This is a genomic window from Pseudidiomarina sp. (assembly GCF_033722695.1).
Classification (GTDB): domain Bacteria; phylum Pseudomonadota; class Gammaproteobacteria; order Enterobacterales; family Alteromonadaceae; genus Pseudidiomarina.
The window spans coordinates 1-14876 of record NZ_JAWVYM010000003.1; the positions used below are offsets into that span (position 1 = coordinate 1).

Annotated in this window: 21 protein-coding genes; 7 read left to right on the plus strand and 14 right to left on the minus strand. The window is 52.5% G+C overall.

Annotated features, from left to right (window positions below):
• From R3196_RS01920 to R3196_RS01970, 11 genes are all read right to left on the minus strand, one after another.
• A partial coding sequence (locus R3196_RS01920) for a magnesium transporter MgtE N-terminal domain-containing protein (RefSeq protein ID WP_413242891.1) occupies positions 1 to 246 on the minus strand: 246 nt, incomplete at its 3' end.
• Between the two features lie 80 nt (positions 247 to 326).
• Positions 327 to 605, minus strand: coding sequence for an HPr family phosphocarrier protein (locus tag R3196_RS01925; protein WP_318934944.1), 279 nt, complete (start codon positions 603 to 605; stop codon positions 327 to 329).
• On the minus strand, positions 602 to 1453 hold the full coding sequence (rapZ, locus tag R3196_RS01930) for an RNase adapter RapZ (RefSeq protein WP_318934945.1): 852 nt from the start codon (positions 1451 to 1453) through the stop codon (positions 602 to 604). Before rapZ ends, R3196_RS01925 begins: the two co-directional genes overlap by 4 nt.
• Before the next feature lie 9 nt (positions 1454 to 1462).
• Positions 1463 to 1921, minus strand: coding sequence for a PTS IIA-like nitrogen regulatory protein PtsN (ptsN, locus tag R3196_RS01935; protein ID WP_318934947.1), 459 nt, complete (start codon positions 1919 to 1921; stop codon positions 1463 to 1465).
• 2 nt (positions 1922 to 1923) lie between these two features.
• Positions 1924 to 2211: a ribosome hibernation promoting factor gene (hpf, locus tag R3196_RS01940; protein ID WP_034773317.1), complete on the minus strand. Its 288-nt coding sequence runs from the start codon at positions 2209 to 2211 to the stop codon at positions 1924 to 1926.
• A 26-nt stretch (positions 2212 to 2237) separates the two neighbouring features.
• The gene (locus tag R3196_RS01945; protein WP_318934948.1) at positions 2238 to 3617 is read right to left on the minus strand and encodes an RNA polymerase factor sigma-54; all 1380 of its coding nucleotides are present in this window, start codon (positions 3615 to 3617) and stop codon (positions 2238 to 2240) included.
• Positions 3618 to 3649: 32 nt separating this feature from the next.
• Positions 3650 to 4375, minus strand: coding sequence for an LPS export ABC transporter ATP-binding protein (gene lptB, locus R3196_RS01950; protein WP_318934949.1), 726 nt, complete (start codon positions 4373 to 4375; stop codon positions 3650 to 3652).
• Positions 4356 to 4886: a lipopolysaccharide transport periplasmic protein LptA gene (lptA, locus tag R3196_RS01955; RefSeq protein WP_318934950.1), complete on the minus strand. Its 531-nt coding sequence runs from the start codon at positions 4884 to 4886 to the stop codon at positions 4356 to 4358. Before lptA ends, lptB begins: the two co-directional genes overlap by 20 nt.
• A complete protein-coding gene (lptC, locus tag R3196_RS01960; protein ID WP_318934952.1) occupies positions 4843 to 5418 on the minus strand; it encodes an LPS export ABC transporter periplasmic protein LptC in 576 nt (191 codons plus the stop codon). The genes lptA and lptC overlap by 44 nt, the downstream gene beginning before the upstream one ends.
• Positions 5415 to 5978, minus strand: a complete 564-nt coding sequence (gene kdsC, locus R3196_RS01965) for a 3-deoxy-manno-octulosonate-8-phosphatase KdsC (protein WP_318934954.1) — start codon at positions 5976 to 5978, stop codon at positions 5415 to 5417. Before kdsC ends, lptC begins: the two co-directional genes overlap by 4 nt.
• A 2-nt stretch (positions 5979 to 5980) precedes the next feature.
• Positions 5981 to 6961 (minus strand): KpsF/GutQ family sugar-phosphate isomerase, encoded by a 981-nt coding sequence (locus R3196_RS01970; RefSeq protein WP_318934955.1) that lies wholly within the window; start codon positions 6959 to 6961, stop codon positions 5981 to 5983.
• Positions 6962 to 7148: 187 nt separating this feature from the next.
• Here R3196_RS01970 and R3196_RS01975 point away from each other — a divergent pair, with 187 nt between their 5' ends.
• Genes R3196_RS01975 through murA form a run of 7 tightly spaced genes read left to right on the plus strand, consistent with a single transcriptional unit; the run spans position 7149 to position 11806 of the window.
• The gene (locus R3196_RS01975; RefSeq protein ID WP_318934957.1) at positions 7149 to 7985 is read left to right on the plus strand and encodes an ATP-binding cassette domain-containing protein; all 837 of its coding nucleotides are present in this window, start codon (positions 7149 to 7151) and stop codon (positions 7983 to 7985) included.
• Positions 7978 to 8754 (plus strand): lipid asymmetry maintenance ABC transporter permease subunit MlaE, encoded by a 777-nt coding sequence (gene mlaE, locus R3196_RS01980; RefSeq protein WP_318934959.1) that lies wholly within the window; start codon positions 7978 to 7980, stop codon positions 8752 to 8754. The genes R3196_RS01975 and mlaE overlap by 8 nt, the downstream gene beginning before the upstream one ends.
• A gap of 6 nt (positions 8755 to 8760) precedes the next feature.
• Positions 8761 to 9228 (plus strand): outer membrane lipid asymmetry maintenance protein MlaD, encoded by a 468-nt coding sequence (gene mlaD / locus R3196_RS01985; RefSeq protein WP_318934961.1) that lies wholly within the window; start codon positions 8761 to 8763, stop codon positions 9226 to 9228.
• A 9-nt stretch (positions 9229 to 9237) separates the two neighbouring features.
• Entirely contained in the window at positions 9238 to 9924 is a 687-nt protein-coding gene (locus tag R3196_RS01990; protein WP_318934962.1) for an ABC transporter substrate-binding protein, read from the plus strand.
• The gene (locus tag R3196_RS01995) at positions 9921 to 10223 is read left to right on the plus strand and encodes a lipid asymmetry maintenance protein MlaB (RefSeq protein WP_318934964.1); all 303 of its coding nucleotides are present in this window, start codon (positions 9921 to 9923) and stop codon (positions 10221 to 10223) included. The genes R3196_RS01990 and R3196_RS01995 overlap by 4 nt, the downstream gene beginning before the upstream one ends.
• 15 nt (positions 10224 to 10238) lie before the next feature.
• Positions 10239 to 10496, plus strand: a complete 258-nt coding sequence (locus tag R3196_RS02000; RefSeq protein ID WP_318934966.1) for a BolA family protein — start codon at positions 10239 to 10241, stop codon at positions 10494 to 10496.
• A gap of 53 nt (positions 10497 to 10549) precedes the next feature.
• Positions 10550 to 11806, plus strand: a complete 1257-nt coding sequence (gene murA / locus R3196_RS02005) for a UDP-N-acetylglucosamine 1-carboxyvinyltransferase (RefSeq protein WP_318934967.1) — start codon at positions 10550 to 10552, stop codon at positions 11804 to 11806.
• A gap of 9 nt (positions 11807 to 11815) precedes the next feature.
• On the opposite strand, the gene R3196_RS02010 is transcribed toward murA, so the two are convergent.
• From R3196_RS02010 to R3196_RS02020, 3 genes are all read right to left on the minus strand, one after another.
• Positions 11816 to 12862, minus strand: a complete 1047-nt coding sequence (locus R3196_RS02010; protein ID WP_318934968.1) for a trypsin-like peptidase domain-containing protein — start codon at positions 12860 to 12862, stop codon at positions 11816 to 11818.
• A 111-nt stretch (positions 12863 to 12973) separates the two neighbouring features.
• Positions 12974 to 14320, minus strand: a complete 1347-nt coding sequence (locus R3196_RS02015; protein WP_413242892.1) for a DegQ family serine endoprotease — start codon at positions 14318 to 14320, stop codon at positions 12974 to 12976.
• Between the two features lie 86 nt (positions 14321 to 14406).
• Positions 14407 to 14832 (minus strand): YhcB family protein, encoded by a 426-nt coding sequence (locus R3196_RS02020; protein ID WP_318934969.1) that lies wholly within the window; start codon positions 14830 to 14832, stop codon positions 14407 to 14409.
• Positions 14833 to 14876: the final 44 nt, after the last annotated feature.

Here is a 14876-nt window from a genome sequence, read left to right on the forward strand (position 1 = left end):
AATGATGGATTTTTGTACTTCTTCGGAGAGTTCTTCCAGGATGTCGCCGTGCTCTTCGGCGTCAACCAGTTGCCACATAATGGCACGTGCCTTTGGTGGAGAGGACTCCAGCAGCAGCGCGACATCCCAGGCAGGTAAATTGTGCAGGTAGCGACGCGCCTGCACATACATGCCGCCTACAAGTGCCTCGGTCACTTCCTGTAAGCGCTGTTCAGCGAATTCTTTGTCGGCAACTTCTGCTAGCATGGTAAAAACTCCTATTGATATGAGGAGTTTATCTTATTTGGGCGAAGGCGTCAGCTAGCAATCATGAGCTTTAAGAGGGGCTACTGCTCTTCATCAAAGCGGGCTTCGATGAGTGCGGCGACTGCGCTAACCGCTTCTTCGGCATCACTGCCGGTAGCGATAACATCAATTTCCTTGCCCTGTCCGCTGGCCAGAAGCAATAAACACATCACACTTGAGGCGTCGACTTCGCGACCGTCCTGCACCACCTTAATACGCGCTTCGAAGCCCTGGGTCAGCTTCGCCAGCTTGGTAGCAGCCCGGGCGTGAAGTCCAAGTTTATTGCGGATAGTTACCTTGCGGCGGGCGGTCTGGGTCATTTGTGGCGACCTGCCTCACGGTGCCGCACCTGCACCTTAAATTGCTGATTAGCAAAGCGCGTAGCCAGTTGCTCGGCAATATAGACTGAACGGTGTTGGCCACCGGTACACCCTATGCCAATGGTCAGGTAGCTGCGGTTGCTGCGCTGGAAGTGCGGTAACCAGGTATCCAGAAAAACCTCCAGCTGATAGATAAACTTAGTGACCAGTGGTTGCTGGGCAAAAAATTGCTGCACCGCTGCGTCGGACCCGGTCAGGGCTTTTAGCTCTGGCTCCCAGTGCGGATTAGGCAGAATACGGGCGTCAAAAGCGTAGTCGAGATCCGGAGGCAGGCCATACTTATAGCCAAAAGACTGAAACACCACGATCAGCCGTGAAGCCGCTTTGCCAAGTACCCGTTCACTGACGTTTTCGCTAAGCTGATGGACGCTGAGGTCGCTGCTGTCAATGCGCCAGGTGGCGCGTTCGGCCAGGGGCTCAAGCAGCCGGCTTTCCGCAAGCAAGGCATCGGATAAGGGCAACTCATTTTTTGATAAAGGATGCAGCCGTCGGGTCTCACCAAACCGACGCAATAAAACGGCTTCTGATGAATCAATATAAAGAATTTCAGGCTTGATCTTATCGGGCAGAAAATCCAGCGCATCGGTCAGATCTTCGTGCTGCTCAGGTAAATTGCGAACATCGACACTGACCGCAACTTTGTCATATTGGTCGACAACGGCGTGTACTAAGGTGGGCAGCAGCGTGATAGGCAGGTTATCAACGCAGTAAAAACCAAGATCTTCAAGCACTCGCAGGGCGATAGTCTTGCCTGATCCGGAACGACCGCTGACGATAATAAGCTGCACGGTCTCTCCTTAGCTATCGGTGTCCTGGGTAAATATTTTAAATAGTTCTTTATCGCCGTCAGCGTCTCGTAAAGCGCGGGTGCAACTCTTGTCATTAAGGCGCTGCGCCACGGCTGCCAGGGTCTGCAGATGTGCTTCATGCTCGTCTTCAGGCACCAGCAGGGCAAAAATAATATCCACTGGCTGATTATCAATAGCATCAAAGTCGATGGGGTCGGCCAGGGTTAGCAGCACCGCCACAGGTTTGTTGGCGGTTGCCAGACGCCCATGGGGAATGGCCACACCCATGCCGATACCCGTGCTGCCGAGACGCTCCCGGTTCAGCAGGCTCTCAAATACGTCGAAGCTGGTCGTCCCCGACAAACGGGGCGCGGCCAGCTGACCGATCAATTCAAGTACTTTCTTTTTGCTTGAGCCGTCGACTGCACTGCGCGTGCAGTCGGGGCTTAACAGCGTGGATAGGTCCATGATTAGTGACGATTTATCTTTTCTTTATGTTTAATAACCTGCCGATCAAGTTTATTAATCAGCGCGTCGATGGCGGCGTACATATCCTCTTCGGCAGAGTCCGCGTAAATCTCGCCACCGCTAAGATGCACCGTAGCTTCGGCCTTTTGCACTAATTTTTCAACCTTTAAAATTACATGCACGTTAGTGATGTTATCAAAGTGCCGCTCCAGCTTCGCGAATTTTTCGTCTACGTAGTCACGCAAAGGGGGAGTAATCTCTACATGATGGCCAGTCAAATTAATCTGCATAGCATCTTCCTTTTGTTGTGCGAGAATCAGATAAGACGTTTGCGCTGACTCGAGGGCGGTATGTTAAGCGCCTCCCGGTACTTCGCTATCGTCCGTCGTGCCACTTGGATACCCTGGTCTGCCATTAGCTGCGCGAGTTTACTGTCGCTCAGTGGCTTCTTCGGGTTCTCCGCCGTGACCAGCTTCTTCAGCAACGCCCGGATGGCTGTCGACGAACACTCTCCACCATCATCAGTCGCAAGCTGACTGGAGAAGAAGTACTTCAATTCAAACATACCGCGGGGCGTGTGCATATACTTTTGTGTCGTTACCCGGGAAATTGTTGACTCATGCATCTCGACCGCAGTGGCAATGTCGGCAAGCACCATAGGTTTCATGGCTTCGGCGCCATATTCGAAGAAACCCTGTTGCTGCGCAACGATGGCGCTGGCGACGCGAAGTAAGGTATCGCTGCGGCTTTCGAGGCTGCGGATAAACCATTTAGCTTCCTGGGTTTGCTGTCGAATATATTGCATATCCTCACTTTGGCCCGAGCCGTTGCAAAGCGCGGCATAAGTCTGGTTCACTTTAAGTTTAGGCAAATTTTGCGGATTTAGTTCAACAATCCACTTACCATTTTTTTTTCGTACCAAGACATCGGGGATTACATAGTCATCGGTTTCCGGCCTGAAGCTGTCGCCCGGGCGCGGCTGCAACTGCTGAATGAGGCCAATAACGCTGGTTAGCTGATCTTCATTCAGGCGCAGCTTACGGGCCAGTGTGCGATAATCGCGGCTACCCAGTAAATCCAGATGTTCGCTTACAGCGGTAATCGCCTTGTCGCGCCAGAAGGTGTCGGTTGAACCACGCTGTAACTGAATAAGTAAGCACTCACGAACGTCCCGTGAGCCAACCCCTAGGGGTTCGAATTGCTGAATGCGTTTGAGTACAACGGCGACCTCATCGGCCAGAATGTCGTCATCGCTTTGCTGCTGCACTGCATCAAGAATTTCTTCGAGGTCGCAGGTCAGGTAGCCACTGTCATTGATACTGTCGATTAAGGCGGTGGCAATGAGCTCATCGGTGGGGCTGAAGTGTGAGAGACGCATTTGCCAGAACAAATAATCCTGCAAACTCTGCTCAGTGGCACCTTGATACAGGTCGGTATCGTTATCGAAGCTGCCACCACCGGAACTGGTATTGCTAAGGGCGGCGGAGCAGGGGGTGTCATCCCAGTGATCAGTGCGCTCATCGGTTTCGCCGGCGACATCCTCATCGGCAACTTCAAGCAAGGGGTTTTCATCCAGCGCCTGCTGGATTTCCTGTTGCAGTTCGAGAGATGAAAGTTGTAACAACCGGATAGCCTGTTGCAGCTGTGGCGTCATCGACAGCTGCTGACCGAATTTAAGTTGCAAACCTTGTTTCATCAAATCACCTGGTCTGACTGACCCGAAGACAACTACAGGGTGAACTGCTCACCGAGGTATACGTCTTTCACCTGCTGGTTGGCCAGAATGCTTTGTGCGTCGCCGTATGCGATCAGTTCGCCGTGGCTCACAATATAAGCCTGCTCACAAACCGACAGGGTTTCACGCACGTTGTGATCGGTAATAAGCACACCGATGCCGCGTTTACGTAAATGCTCGATAATTTTCTTAATATCAATGACCGAGATTGGGTCTACCCCGGCAAAAGGCTCATCCAGCAAAATAAAGGCTGGCTCTGCCGCCAGTGCGCGGGCAATTTCAACCCGGCGTCGCTCACCACCGGAAAGGCTCATACCCAGACTATTGGCAATGTGGCCGATATGAAATTCTTCGAGTAATTGATCAAGTTTATCTTCCCGGCTGGTTTCATCCAATTCTTTGCGGGTTTCGAGAATCGCCATGATATTGTCGCGCACCGTCAGCTTGCGGAATATCGAAGATTCCTGAGGCAGGTAGCCGATTCCGCGGCGAGCGCGCTCATGCATCGGCAACAGGCTGATGTCGGCGTCATCAAGTAAAATGCGACCCTTGTCGTTGGCTACCAGGCCTACAATCATATAGAAAGTGGTGGTTTTGCCGGCGCCGTTTGGGCCCAGCAGGCCTATGACCTGGCCCGACTCGACGGTCAGGCTGACGTCTTTGACTACCTGGCGTTTTTTATAAGATTTTGCCAGGTGCTCAGCGGTTAATCGGCTCATTGTCGCTCTTTTTCGGTAGAAAAATCGTTGTTACCCGATCGCTTTCATCTTCACCACGACGGGCGCTAAGTTGTTGTGTGGCAAAGTTATAAACAATCTCGTTGCCCTGAATAACACTATTATTCTGAGACACCTTAACATTGCCCGACAGGGTCATTGTCTGCTGCTCCTGATCATAGCGAATTTTTTCTGCTTCCGCGGTGATCAGGGAACCGTCATCCAGTCGTTGCTGATAAGTTGCCGGCGAGCCGGAAGCGATAAAAAGGTCGCTCGGATCATCGACGTCCCGACTGACCTCCAGGTGATCAGCATTGATCTCCAGCGTGCCCTGCCGAATCTGCACATTGGTGTCAAACACCGCCACTTTATTGGCAATGTCAAAAAAATCGTTTTCTGCGTTGATTTCAATCGGCTTGGAAAAGTCTTCCTTGCCCTGAGCCAGCGCATTAAAAGGCGCCAGCAGGGCACTAATCGTTAAGCTGACTGATACCAGTATAAATCGCTTGTGCATGTTCATTAATTTCCAGTGTTTGGGTGCGGAGATTTCCCTGTAAGCCTACTCCGCGAACCGTGAAATTCTGGCCAAAGATGACCACGGGCGCATCAGTTTCCACAGTTTCCTCTGTGGTATCAATAGTCAGATAGCTGGTCTCAACGCGCTCGAGAAAATCGTTGCTGGTGAGATTGGTGATCTCAATCCCACGCTCGAGTACCAGCGTCTTATCATCATAAAATGAACCCTGTTCGGCGATTACCTGCCAGATACTTTTTTGATCGCGACTGCGTACAGTATAAACCGGATTAGTCAGTTCGGTGAGGCTGATAGGACTAAAATGTGTCATGGTATCAGCTGCAATTCTGTGCGCCAACGCGCCATCCTCGGAGTAAATACGAAGTATCATGCCGGTGGCCGTAAAGTCAGGCTCAATTTCGCGAAAGCGATCGGTCTCTTCGATCAACTCAGGATCGGCGAAGGGCCGCCAGATTAATACGGTCCCCAACACAAACAGGATAATCAGAAACCAGGCAATATACCGGTTCATAAACTTACGCCACCATAAAGTTGCAGGTGTCCCTGACTGAGCAATATCAGATCGGTCAGTTCACGAACGGCACCAAAGCCGCCACGCAGACTGGTTACATAGTCAGCTTGCTGCTGCACCCACGGATGGGCATCATTCACTGCCACCCCAACCCCGGCCCGCTGAATCATCTGCACATCGGGTACATCGTCACCCATACAGGCAATCTGCTCGTCAGAGAGCTGCAATTGCTGGCTTAACTCATCATAACAACTGATCTTGTCGTCGATGCCCTGAAAAATATAGCGGACTCCCAGAGCCTGCATGCGTTGCTCAACGATTTCGGAACGTCTGCCTGTTATGACAGCAACCTCTATATGATTGTTCAGTAATCCCTTCACGCCGAAGCCATCACGGGTATTAAAGGCCTTTAATTCTTCCCCCTGATTGCCGAGGTAAATGCGGCCGTCCGAGAACACCCCGTCAATATCAAAAATGACCAGCTTGATAGGGTGTAACTTTTCCAGCAACTGAGTAGGAATTTCACCGTACCAGGTGCTCGCAGTCGATGCTGTCGTCATGCTTACATTACTCCCGCTTTGAGTAAATCATGCATATTCAGTGCGCCAATCAGCTTATTGTCGTCACCGACCACAAACAGACCATTTATTTTGCGGTCTTCCATTACTTTTAGACCTTGAGCTGCCAGCACATCCGGCGCAATGGTAACCGGGCTGCGGGTCATGACCTGGTCGATGGTCGTGTCATGCACGTCGATGCGCTGATCAAGAATACGTCTTAAATCACCGTCAGTAAAAATGCCCTGCAAATTACCCTCGTTATCGACTACCGCGGTCATTCCCAGGCCTTTGCGGGACATTTCCAGCAAGGCCTCGCTGAGGGAAGCACTGTTTGGCACTTTGGGTACTCGCTCACCGCTGTGCATAATGTCATGGATATGCAGCAGCAGACGCCGGCCCAGGCTGCCACCGGGGTGCGATAAGGCAAAATCATCGGCGGTAAACCCCCGCGCATGTAGCAGTGCGACTGCCAGCGCATCGCCCATTACCAGGGTTGCAGTGGTGGATGAGGTTGGTGCCAGCCCAAGCGGGCAAGCCTCCTGCTCAACAGCAATACAGACATGCACATCAGACAGCTCCGCCAGTGTCGATTCCGGGTTGCCGGTCATACTGATCAGGGCGACACCCCGGCGTTTGATAAGCGGAGCAATGCTCAACACTTCATTAGTTTCGCCGGAGTTGGAGATGGCGATGACCACATCCTGGCCGGTAATCATGCCCAGATCGCCGTGACTGGCTTCACCCGGGTGTACAAAAAACGCCGGGGTACCGGTTGAGGCGAAGGTGGCAGCGATTTTACCGCCAATGTGGCCTGATTTACCCATACCGATCACAATTACCCGGCCGCTGCACGCCAGTAACATTTCACAGGCTCGTTCGAAATGTTCGTCGACATAGCGTTGCAGGCCGATAATAGCAGCGGCCTCGACCTCGATCACCTGCTGCCCGAGACTGCGAAATGAACCGGTTTGCTGATTACTCATAACTGTGTTGCTCCGCTGCTCTGATGAATATCTGGCTCTGAGGTCAGATAATACCCGATCGATTTTTGATTTGCAGACGTAAAATGTTTGTAGCACATGATTTGTCACAAATTTTACCGGGCCAGCCTATGGATTATGGCGCCTTTCAGGTAAACTAGCAGGTCTCAGATTAAGGAACTAGCCAGCCATGACAACTGACAATGCTGACTATTTGGTAGAGATTGATGATATCCATTTCGCCCATGGGCATGGAGCCAATCAGATATATAGCGGCCTATCAATAAAGATCCCCCGGGGAAAGATTACCGCCGTTATGGGGCCCAGCGGGGTGGGCAAAACTACTCTGCTGCGGCTTATCGGCGGGCAGATCAAGCCACAGCAAGGCGCCATTCGCTTTGACGGCCACAATATACCGGAACTCTCACGCAGCGATCTGTACCGGCTACGGAAGCGCATGAGTATGTTGTTCCAGAGCGGCGCGCTGTTTACCGATATGAACCTGTACGACAATATTGCTTTTCCGTTGCGGGAGCATAGTGCCTTGTCGGAAGAAATTATCGAAACCATCGTTCTGATGAAGCTTGAAGCGGTGGGCTTGCGCGGGGCCCGGCATCTGATGCCGGCAGAACTATCCGGCGGCATGTCGCGGCGGGCGGCCCTGGCACGGTCAATAGCGCTGGACCCTGAGCTCATTATGTACGACGAGCCTTTTGCCGGGCAGGATCCGATATCCATGGGCATTATCGTTAAGCTCATCAAGTCGCTGAATGAATCCCTGGGGCTGACCAGTGTGGTCGTTACCCACGATATTTCGGAAGTACTGAGCATTGCCGACTATGCTTATATTATTGCTGACGGCAAGGTGGTCGGGCAGGGCTCGCCGGATGAACTGAGAGACTCCGACGACGACCTGGTGCAACAGTTCTTAAAAGGTGAAGCTGACGGGCCGGTAGCCTTCCACTATAAAAGTGTCAGCATGGAAGACGATATTCTGGGCGAGAACGCAGGAGCGAATAATGCTTGATCATGTTGCCTCTCTAGGTCGCTATGTTCTGAACAGCGTTGCCGGTACCGGCGCCTCGCTGATGATGCTGATGCGCGCCTTGCTTGGCAAACCCAATCTCCGCAAATCCTTGCCGCTGCTGATGCAGCAAATGTACTCGGTCGGTGTGCTGTCGTTACTGATTATTGTAATTAGTGGACTCTTTATCGGCATGGTGCTGGGCTTGCAGGGCTATACTATTCTGGTGGACTTTGGCGCTGAACAAAGTCTCGGACCCATGGTTGCACTGTCGCTACTACGAGAACTGGGGCCAGTGGTTACGGCGCTGCTGTTTGCTGGTCGGGCGGGCTCATCGCTGACCGCCGAAATAGGCCTGATGAAAGCCACTGAACAGCTGTCGAGCCTTGAAATGATGGCTGTGGATCCGATGCGCCGGGTGATCTCGCCGCGGTTCTGGGCAGGCTTTTACAGCATGCCACTACTGGCGCTTATTTTCTCAGCCGTCGGTATTTACGGCGGTTACCTGATTGGTGTGCGCTGGCTGGGTGTCGATGAAGGCGCCTTCTGGTCCGTCATGCAATCTAATGTCGACTGGTCTGAAGATATTCTCAATGGGATTATCAAGAGTGTGGTTTTTGCTTTTGTAGTCACCTGGATTGCCTTGCACAAAGGTTATAGTTGCACGCCAACCTCGGTCGGAATCAGCCGCGCCACCACCTCAACAGTGGTAACAGCATCACTGGCTGTACTGGGTCTGGATTTTGTCTTAACAGCATTAATGTTTGGGTAACTCACTATGGAATCAAGAAACGTACAACTCGCAGTCGGCGCCTTTGTCATCATCGGCTTTATCGCACTGGTTTTTCTCGCGCTACAGGCTGCTAACATGGGCGGGGCTACTGCTGGTGAAACCTACAAGCTGTATGCCAAGTTTGACAACATTGGTGGCTTAAAAGAGCGTTCACCTGTGAAGGTAGGCGGAGTGGTGGTCGGCCGGGTCAGTAAGATCACCTTGTCGGGCGAATACTATGAACCGCTGGTGGAAATGGAAATTAGTAAAAAATATGATGAATTTCCTAATACTTCGTCGGTCTCAGTACTAACCTCCGGATTATTGGGCGAGCAATATTTAGGGCTGAACCCCGGCTTTGTCGACGATACCGTTGAAATGTTGGATGAAGGTGATCGGATTCAGGACACCAAGTCGGCGCTGGTATTAGAAGACCTTATCGGTCAGTTCCTGTTCAGTCAGGGTAGTGATTAAGGAGTTGTTATGAAAAACTGGATCGGTTTGCTGGCAGTTGCCCTGCTGGCGCTTGTGACCACGATGACGACACGTGCCGAGGTGGTGCGGGAAGAAAACCCCTATATTTTGCTGGAAAAAGTCGCTAAGAATACGTTTGAACGCATTGAGCAGGACCGTGAGAAGATCAACGAGGATCTGGATCACCTGCGGGTCATTATCCGGCAAGAACTCCTGCCTTATGTGGACAATGTATATGCAGCCAAGCGCGTGCTGGGCCGCAACCTGAAAGATACCACCGAGGAACAGCGTCAGGAGTTCTATACTGTTTTCCGCGATTACCTGATTGCGACTTATGGGCGTGCCTTCACCCGTTATGATGAAGACAAGCACAAAGTTGAGTTCGCTGATCCGCGTCGTTTCGATGGCAACAGCAGAATGGTGGAAGTGAAAACACAGCTGATTGAAGACGGCCGTGAACCTATCCGCATCGAATTTAAAATGCGTTATGACGATGATGATAAGCTTTGGAAAGCGTACGACATGGTCGTCGAAGGCGTTAGTCTGCTGAGTAGCAAGCAAGCTGAGATTTCATCAGTCATTCGCAGCCGTGGTATTGACGGAACGATTGAACTGCTGCGCGAAAAGGCTAATGAGCCAATGCAGCCTTATGAAGACGGTGCCGGCGACTTAAAAACAGGTAACAGCTCCTCATGAGTAAAGCGGACATCAGCTGGCAGACCGAAGCCGATACCCTGATATTTTCAGGCGTGCTGAATCGAGACACAGTGCCGGAGCTATGGAATGCGCGCTCCGACTGGTTATCAACAGACGAGACGCTGACTATTGATTTGTCGGGCCTGGAACGCGTTGATTCGGCAGGCGTCGCTATGCTTCTGCAGGCCAAGCGTCAGTTACTGGAGCAGCAACGAAAACTGCAGCTGCATAGCCCCAGCGATCAACTGCGGGCTATTGCCGAGGTTAGTGGCGCCACCAAGCTGCTTGATTTTTCTTAATAAAATGGTTGGGATATGACTTCTGAAGAGATACAACAGTTGGTACAAGACGCCCTGGCGTTGGACGAGGTTCGCGTTAGTCTGGAAGGGGGCCATGCTTCGGTTGTCGCGGTCAGCGACCGCTTTGCCGACCTGAGTCGGGTTAAGAAGCAACAGCTGGTTTACGGACCATTAAAGCCCATGATAGCCACTGGCGAGCTTCATGCGGTGTCAATAAAAACCTACACCCCCGCTGAGTGGAAACGGCAGCAAAAGCTAGGTATGTTAAGCTGATACCAGCGCCCGGTTCACCCCATCTTCCCATCAAATAAAACAACGAGTTCGTTATGCAAAAACTGGTCATCAAAGGCGGCAATAAGCTTCAGGGTGAAGTCACCATATCAGGAGCGAAAAACGCCGCCCTGCCAATTTTGATGGGCGCGATTCTGCCGCAAAATGATGTGGTGATCGAAAATGTACCGGCCTTACAGGATGTCCGCACCACCCTGAAACTGCTAGCTGAACTTGGGGTGACTTCGGAACAACTGGATAGCAACAGCTATCGTATTCAGCCACAGGGCCTGCATCATCATATTGCCAGCTACGAGCTGGTAAAGACCATGCGTGCTTCAATTCTCGTGTTGGGGCCATTACTGGCGCGTTACGGTAAAGCTCAGGTTTCCTTGCCGGGTGGTTGCGCTATCGGCGCCCGCCCGGTAAATCTGCATATAGAAGGCCTGCGGCAGATGGGGGCGCAGATAGCGGTCGAAAATGGCTATATTAAAGCTGAAGTCGAAGGGCGCTTAAAAGGCACGCATATCCTGATGGACATGGTTAGTGTAACCGGTACTGAAAACCTGATGGCAGCGGCTACCCTGGCCGATGGCATAACCGTAATCGAAAACGCAGCGCGTGAACCCGAAGTGGTCGATCTGGCAAACTTCCTTAACGCTATGGGTGCAGACGTGCGCGGGGCCGGCACCGATAAAATTGAAATCCACGGGGTTGAGACCTTGCAGGGTGGCCGCTACCGGGTACAACCCGACCGTATCGAAACCGGCACCTTTCTGGTGGCGGCGCTGGCTACAGGTGGTGATGTCACCTGCCGGCAGACCGATCCGGCGATGCTCGATGCGGTGCTGAAAAAGCTGGCTGAGGCCGGCGCTACCATCACCCGTGGTGATGACTGGATCCGCTTGCAGGCCAGTAGCCGGCCGCGGCCGGTAAATGTCATCACTGCGCCTCACCCGGCGTTCCCCACGGATATGCAGGCACAGTTCTGCGCGCTCAATGCAATTGCCGACGGTACCGGCTGGATTCGCGAAACTATATTCGAGAACCGCTTTATGCATGTACCTGAGCTGCACCGTATGGGCGCCATAATAGAGCTGGAAGGGAATACGGCAATTTGTAAGGGCGTACCTCAACTGACAGGCGCCCAGGTCATGTGCACCGATCTGCGGGCTTCAGCGTCGCTGGTTATCGCCGGACTGGTTGCAGCCGGAGAAACCACCATCGAACGGATTTATCACATCGACCGCGGCTATGAAACGATTGAACAGAAGTTAGGCGGGCTGGGTGCGAATATAGTGCGCCACGGCTAAGGCACCCGCTTACGGCAGCTTTTCAATTGTTACTGAGGTGAGCAGTTCATCGGAACCGCGGAAAAACCGGATCTCCAGCTCCGTGCCGGGCTTGGTTTCTGCCACCAGCGCCAGGCCTTCCGCAGCCGACGCCACCGGCCGCCCGCCAATTTCAATAATATAGTCGTCAGCTTGCAGGCCAGCCTGTTCAGCGGGGCTGTTGCGATCGACTGCGGAGATAAAAATACCGGGTTGCTGATAAGGATTGGCGTGCGGGCCATCGCTGACGTTAATACCCAGATAGCCCCGGACCACTTCACCTTCCCGGATCAGGGTGTCCATGATGCGTTTCGCTAACGGATAGGGAACCGCAAAGTATATGCCCTCCACGCCCTGACCGGACGGACCGCGGAACTGGGCGTTATTAATGCCAATCAGAAAGCCTTCACTGTTGACCAAAGCGCCGCCTGAAGCTCCCTCGTTGATGACCGCATCCATCTGAATCAAATCAGCGTGAGAGTGAATCACGCCCATTCGCCCACCGGTGGCACTGACAATCCCCTGGGTAATGGTCTGCCCCAGATTGAGCGGATTACCAATAGCCAAAACTACATCACCAGCACGGGTAAGCAGGTCATCGTTTTGCGGGATAATCGGCAGATTAGCAGCTTCAATACGGACCACCGCCAGGTCGGTCACCCGGTCATAGCCGATGACCTGTCCGCTGTACTGACGGCCGTCCTGCAACGCGACCTGGATTTGACTGACATCCGCGACCACGTGATAGGCGGTGAGAATGTGGCCCTTATTATCCATGATCACGCCGGATCCAAGCCGGAATACTGAGCTGGGGCGCCGGGAGTAATAGGAGCCGCGCGCCTCGCCAATGCTATATATATTAACGACCGCCGGGGCGGCACGGTTCACTGCCGTCGCGAAACTGACCGGCTCGCTCGCATGCATAGTGGAGAAGTTCAGGGAAGTAACACGGGGTAACACCCAGATAACAATAGCGGCGACAATCAGCCCCAGCAGCGTTGAGCGAAGGAGAAACCAGAACCAGCTGCGCATTGTCATGAGTTATCCGTTAACTTAGTGATTTGAGAATGTATTTAAGCATATCACTGATTAAAAAAAGAAGGCAGCCCTGAGGCTGCCTTTGTCGTGTATAGCGAAATGGAGGCTGACTTAATTACCGCGTAAGACCAGATACAGTGACGAGTTGCCGCGGCGGATATTCAGGGCAATAACGTTGCCCGCGTTATCCAGAGCCTGACGCAGCTCAGTCAGGTTATTGACCGGCTGCCGGTTAACAGCAAGAATAACATCTTTCTCACGCAGGCCGTAACGGGCTGCTACTGAGTTTTCCTCCAGTTCAGCAATAAGCACGCCGCCGCTATCACTCACTGCCAATGTGGCACCGCTGAGGGCAGGATGCAGCTCCGCAGCAGTCACGGCAGTTTCCATCTCTGATAGGGTGACTTTAAAGTTCCGCTCTTTGCCATCACGCAGCACGGTTAGCTTAATTTCTTTGCCAGCGCCAATGGTGCTGACTCGCGCGCCAAGGTCGGCAAAGGTCCGGATTGGCCGGCCATCCACGGCCACGATAACATCTCCGGATTTCAGCCCGGCTTCAGCGGCGGCGCCTTCAGGGATGACTTCAGCGATAAATGCACCCTGATTAACATCCAGCTCCAGTGCCTGAGCAATTTCGTGCGTCAGGTCATTACCGCGGACGCCTAATACGCCCCGGCGCACTTCACCGAATTCGACCAGCTGCTGAACCAGTGCTTTCATCATGTCAGAAGGAATTGCAAAGCCAATACCAATATTACCGCCGGCGGGCCCCAGAATAGCGGTGTTAATACCAATTAACTCGCCTTTAAGGGTTACCAGTGCGCCGCCGGAATTACCGCTATTAATAGCGGCATCAGTCTGGATGAAGTTTTCGACTTCTTCGATGCCCAGGCCACTGCGATCCAAGGCGCTGACGATACCTGAAGTTACGGTCTGGCCCAATCCGAAAGGGTTACCAATGGCAACGACAAAATCACCAACCCGCAACGCATCAGAGCTACCCACCTTAATTTCAGTCAGGTTGCTGCCGTTTTCGATTTTAAGCAAAGCAATATCTGAACGTTCATCGGTGCCCAGCACTTTCGCATCGAACTGACGCCCGTCTTTGAGGGTAACGACGATTTCAGTAGCATCGTCAATGACGTGGTTGTTCGTGACAACATAGCCGTTGTCAGCATCAATAATGACGCCTGAGCCTAAGCCCTGAAAAGGGCGTTCCTGAACTTGTTCGCTGGGGCCGTTCTGGCCGAAGAAGTAGCGAAACATATCCGGCACCCGCTGGCGCACCTCGCGTTTACCTTTGACAGAAATATTGACAACTGCCGGAGTCACGTCCTCCAGCATGGGCGCCAGGGTAGGCGTTTCATCATTATCAGAAAAAAATGGGATACTGGCACTAGCGGGTGCTACTGAAACCAGGCTGCAAAGTGCGAGAACCGCGACGAGCTTCATTTTCATAGGGGGACAATCTCCTTTCAGATTACGTGAAGGTATAGACCGACCCCTAAGTAATAGGTTCACAACCTATATGTTTCAAGATGTTTTTATGGGTCTTTTTTGAATAAGCCGCTCTTGGTATCCGAGTAATCACGAATCGGGGCGTCGGTGTTGTCTTGCCCCACACGTTTGCGATCATCGTTAATTTTATTAGCCATCCGTAACTGGCGCATGGTGTCTTCAGCGAAGAACGGCAAGCTGGGCTGGTTTTGTTCGCGCTCAAGAATAGTCTGACTGTTGTGCAGATAAGATTTCAGCTTTTCCTGAGTTTGCTCAAGTTGCTCAACCAACGCCGAGGCGGTGGCGAAATGCTCGACCACTTCACGCTGGTAGGCCGCCATTTGTTCCCGGCTCTGGGTAACTTCTTCGGTCAGGCGGGCTTCATCGGAGTGTTCATGTAACCAGTAGCGGGCGACAAAAAATCCGATCACTGCACCGACCGCAACCAGCAAAATGCCAATGATCCAGCTCATAAAAACTCCTTAAAAACACATGTCACATGATAAACTGTTAGCTT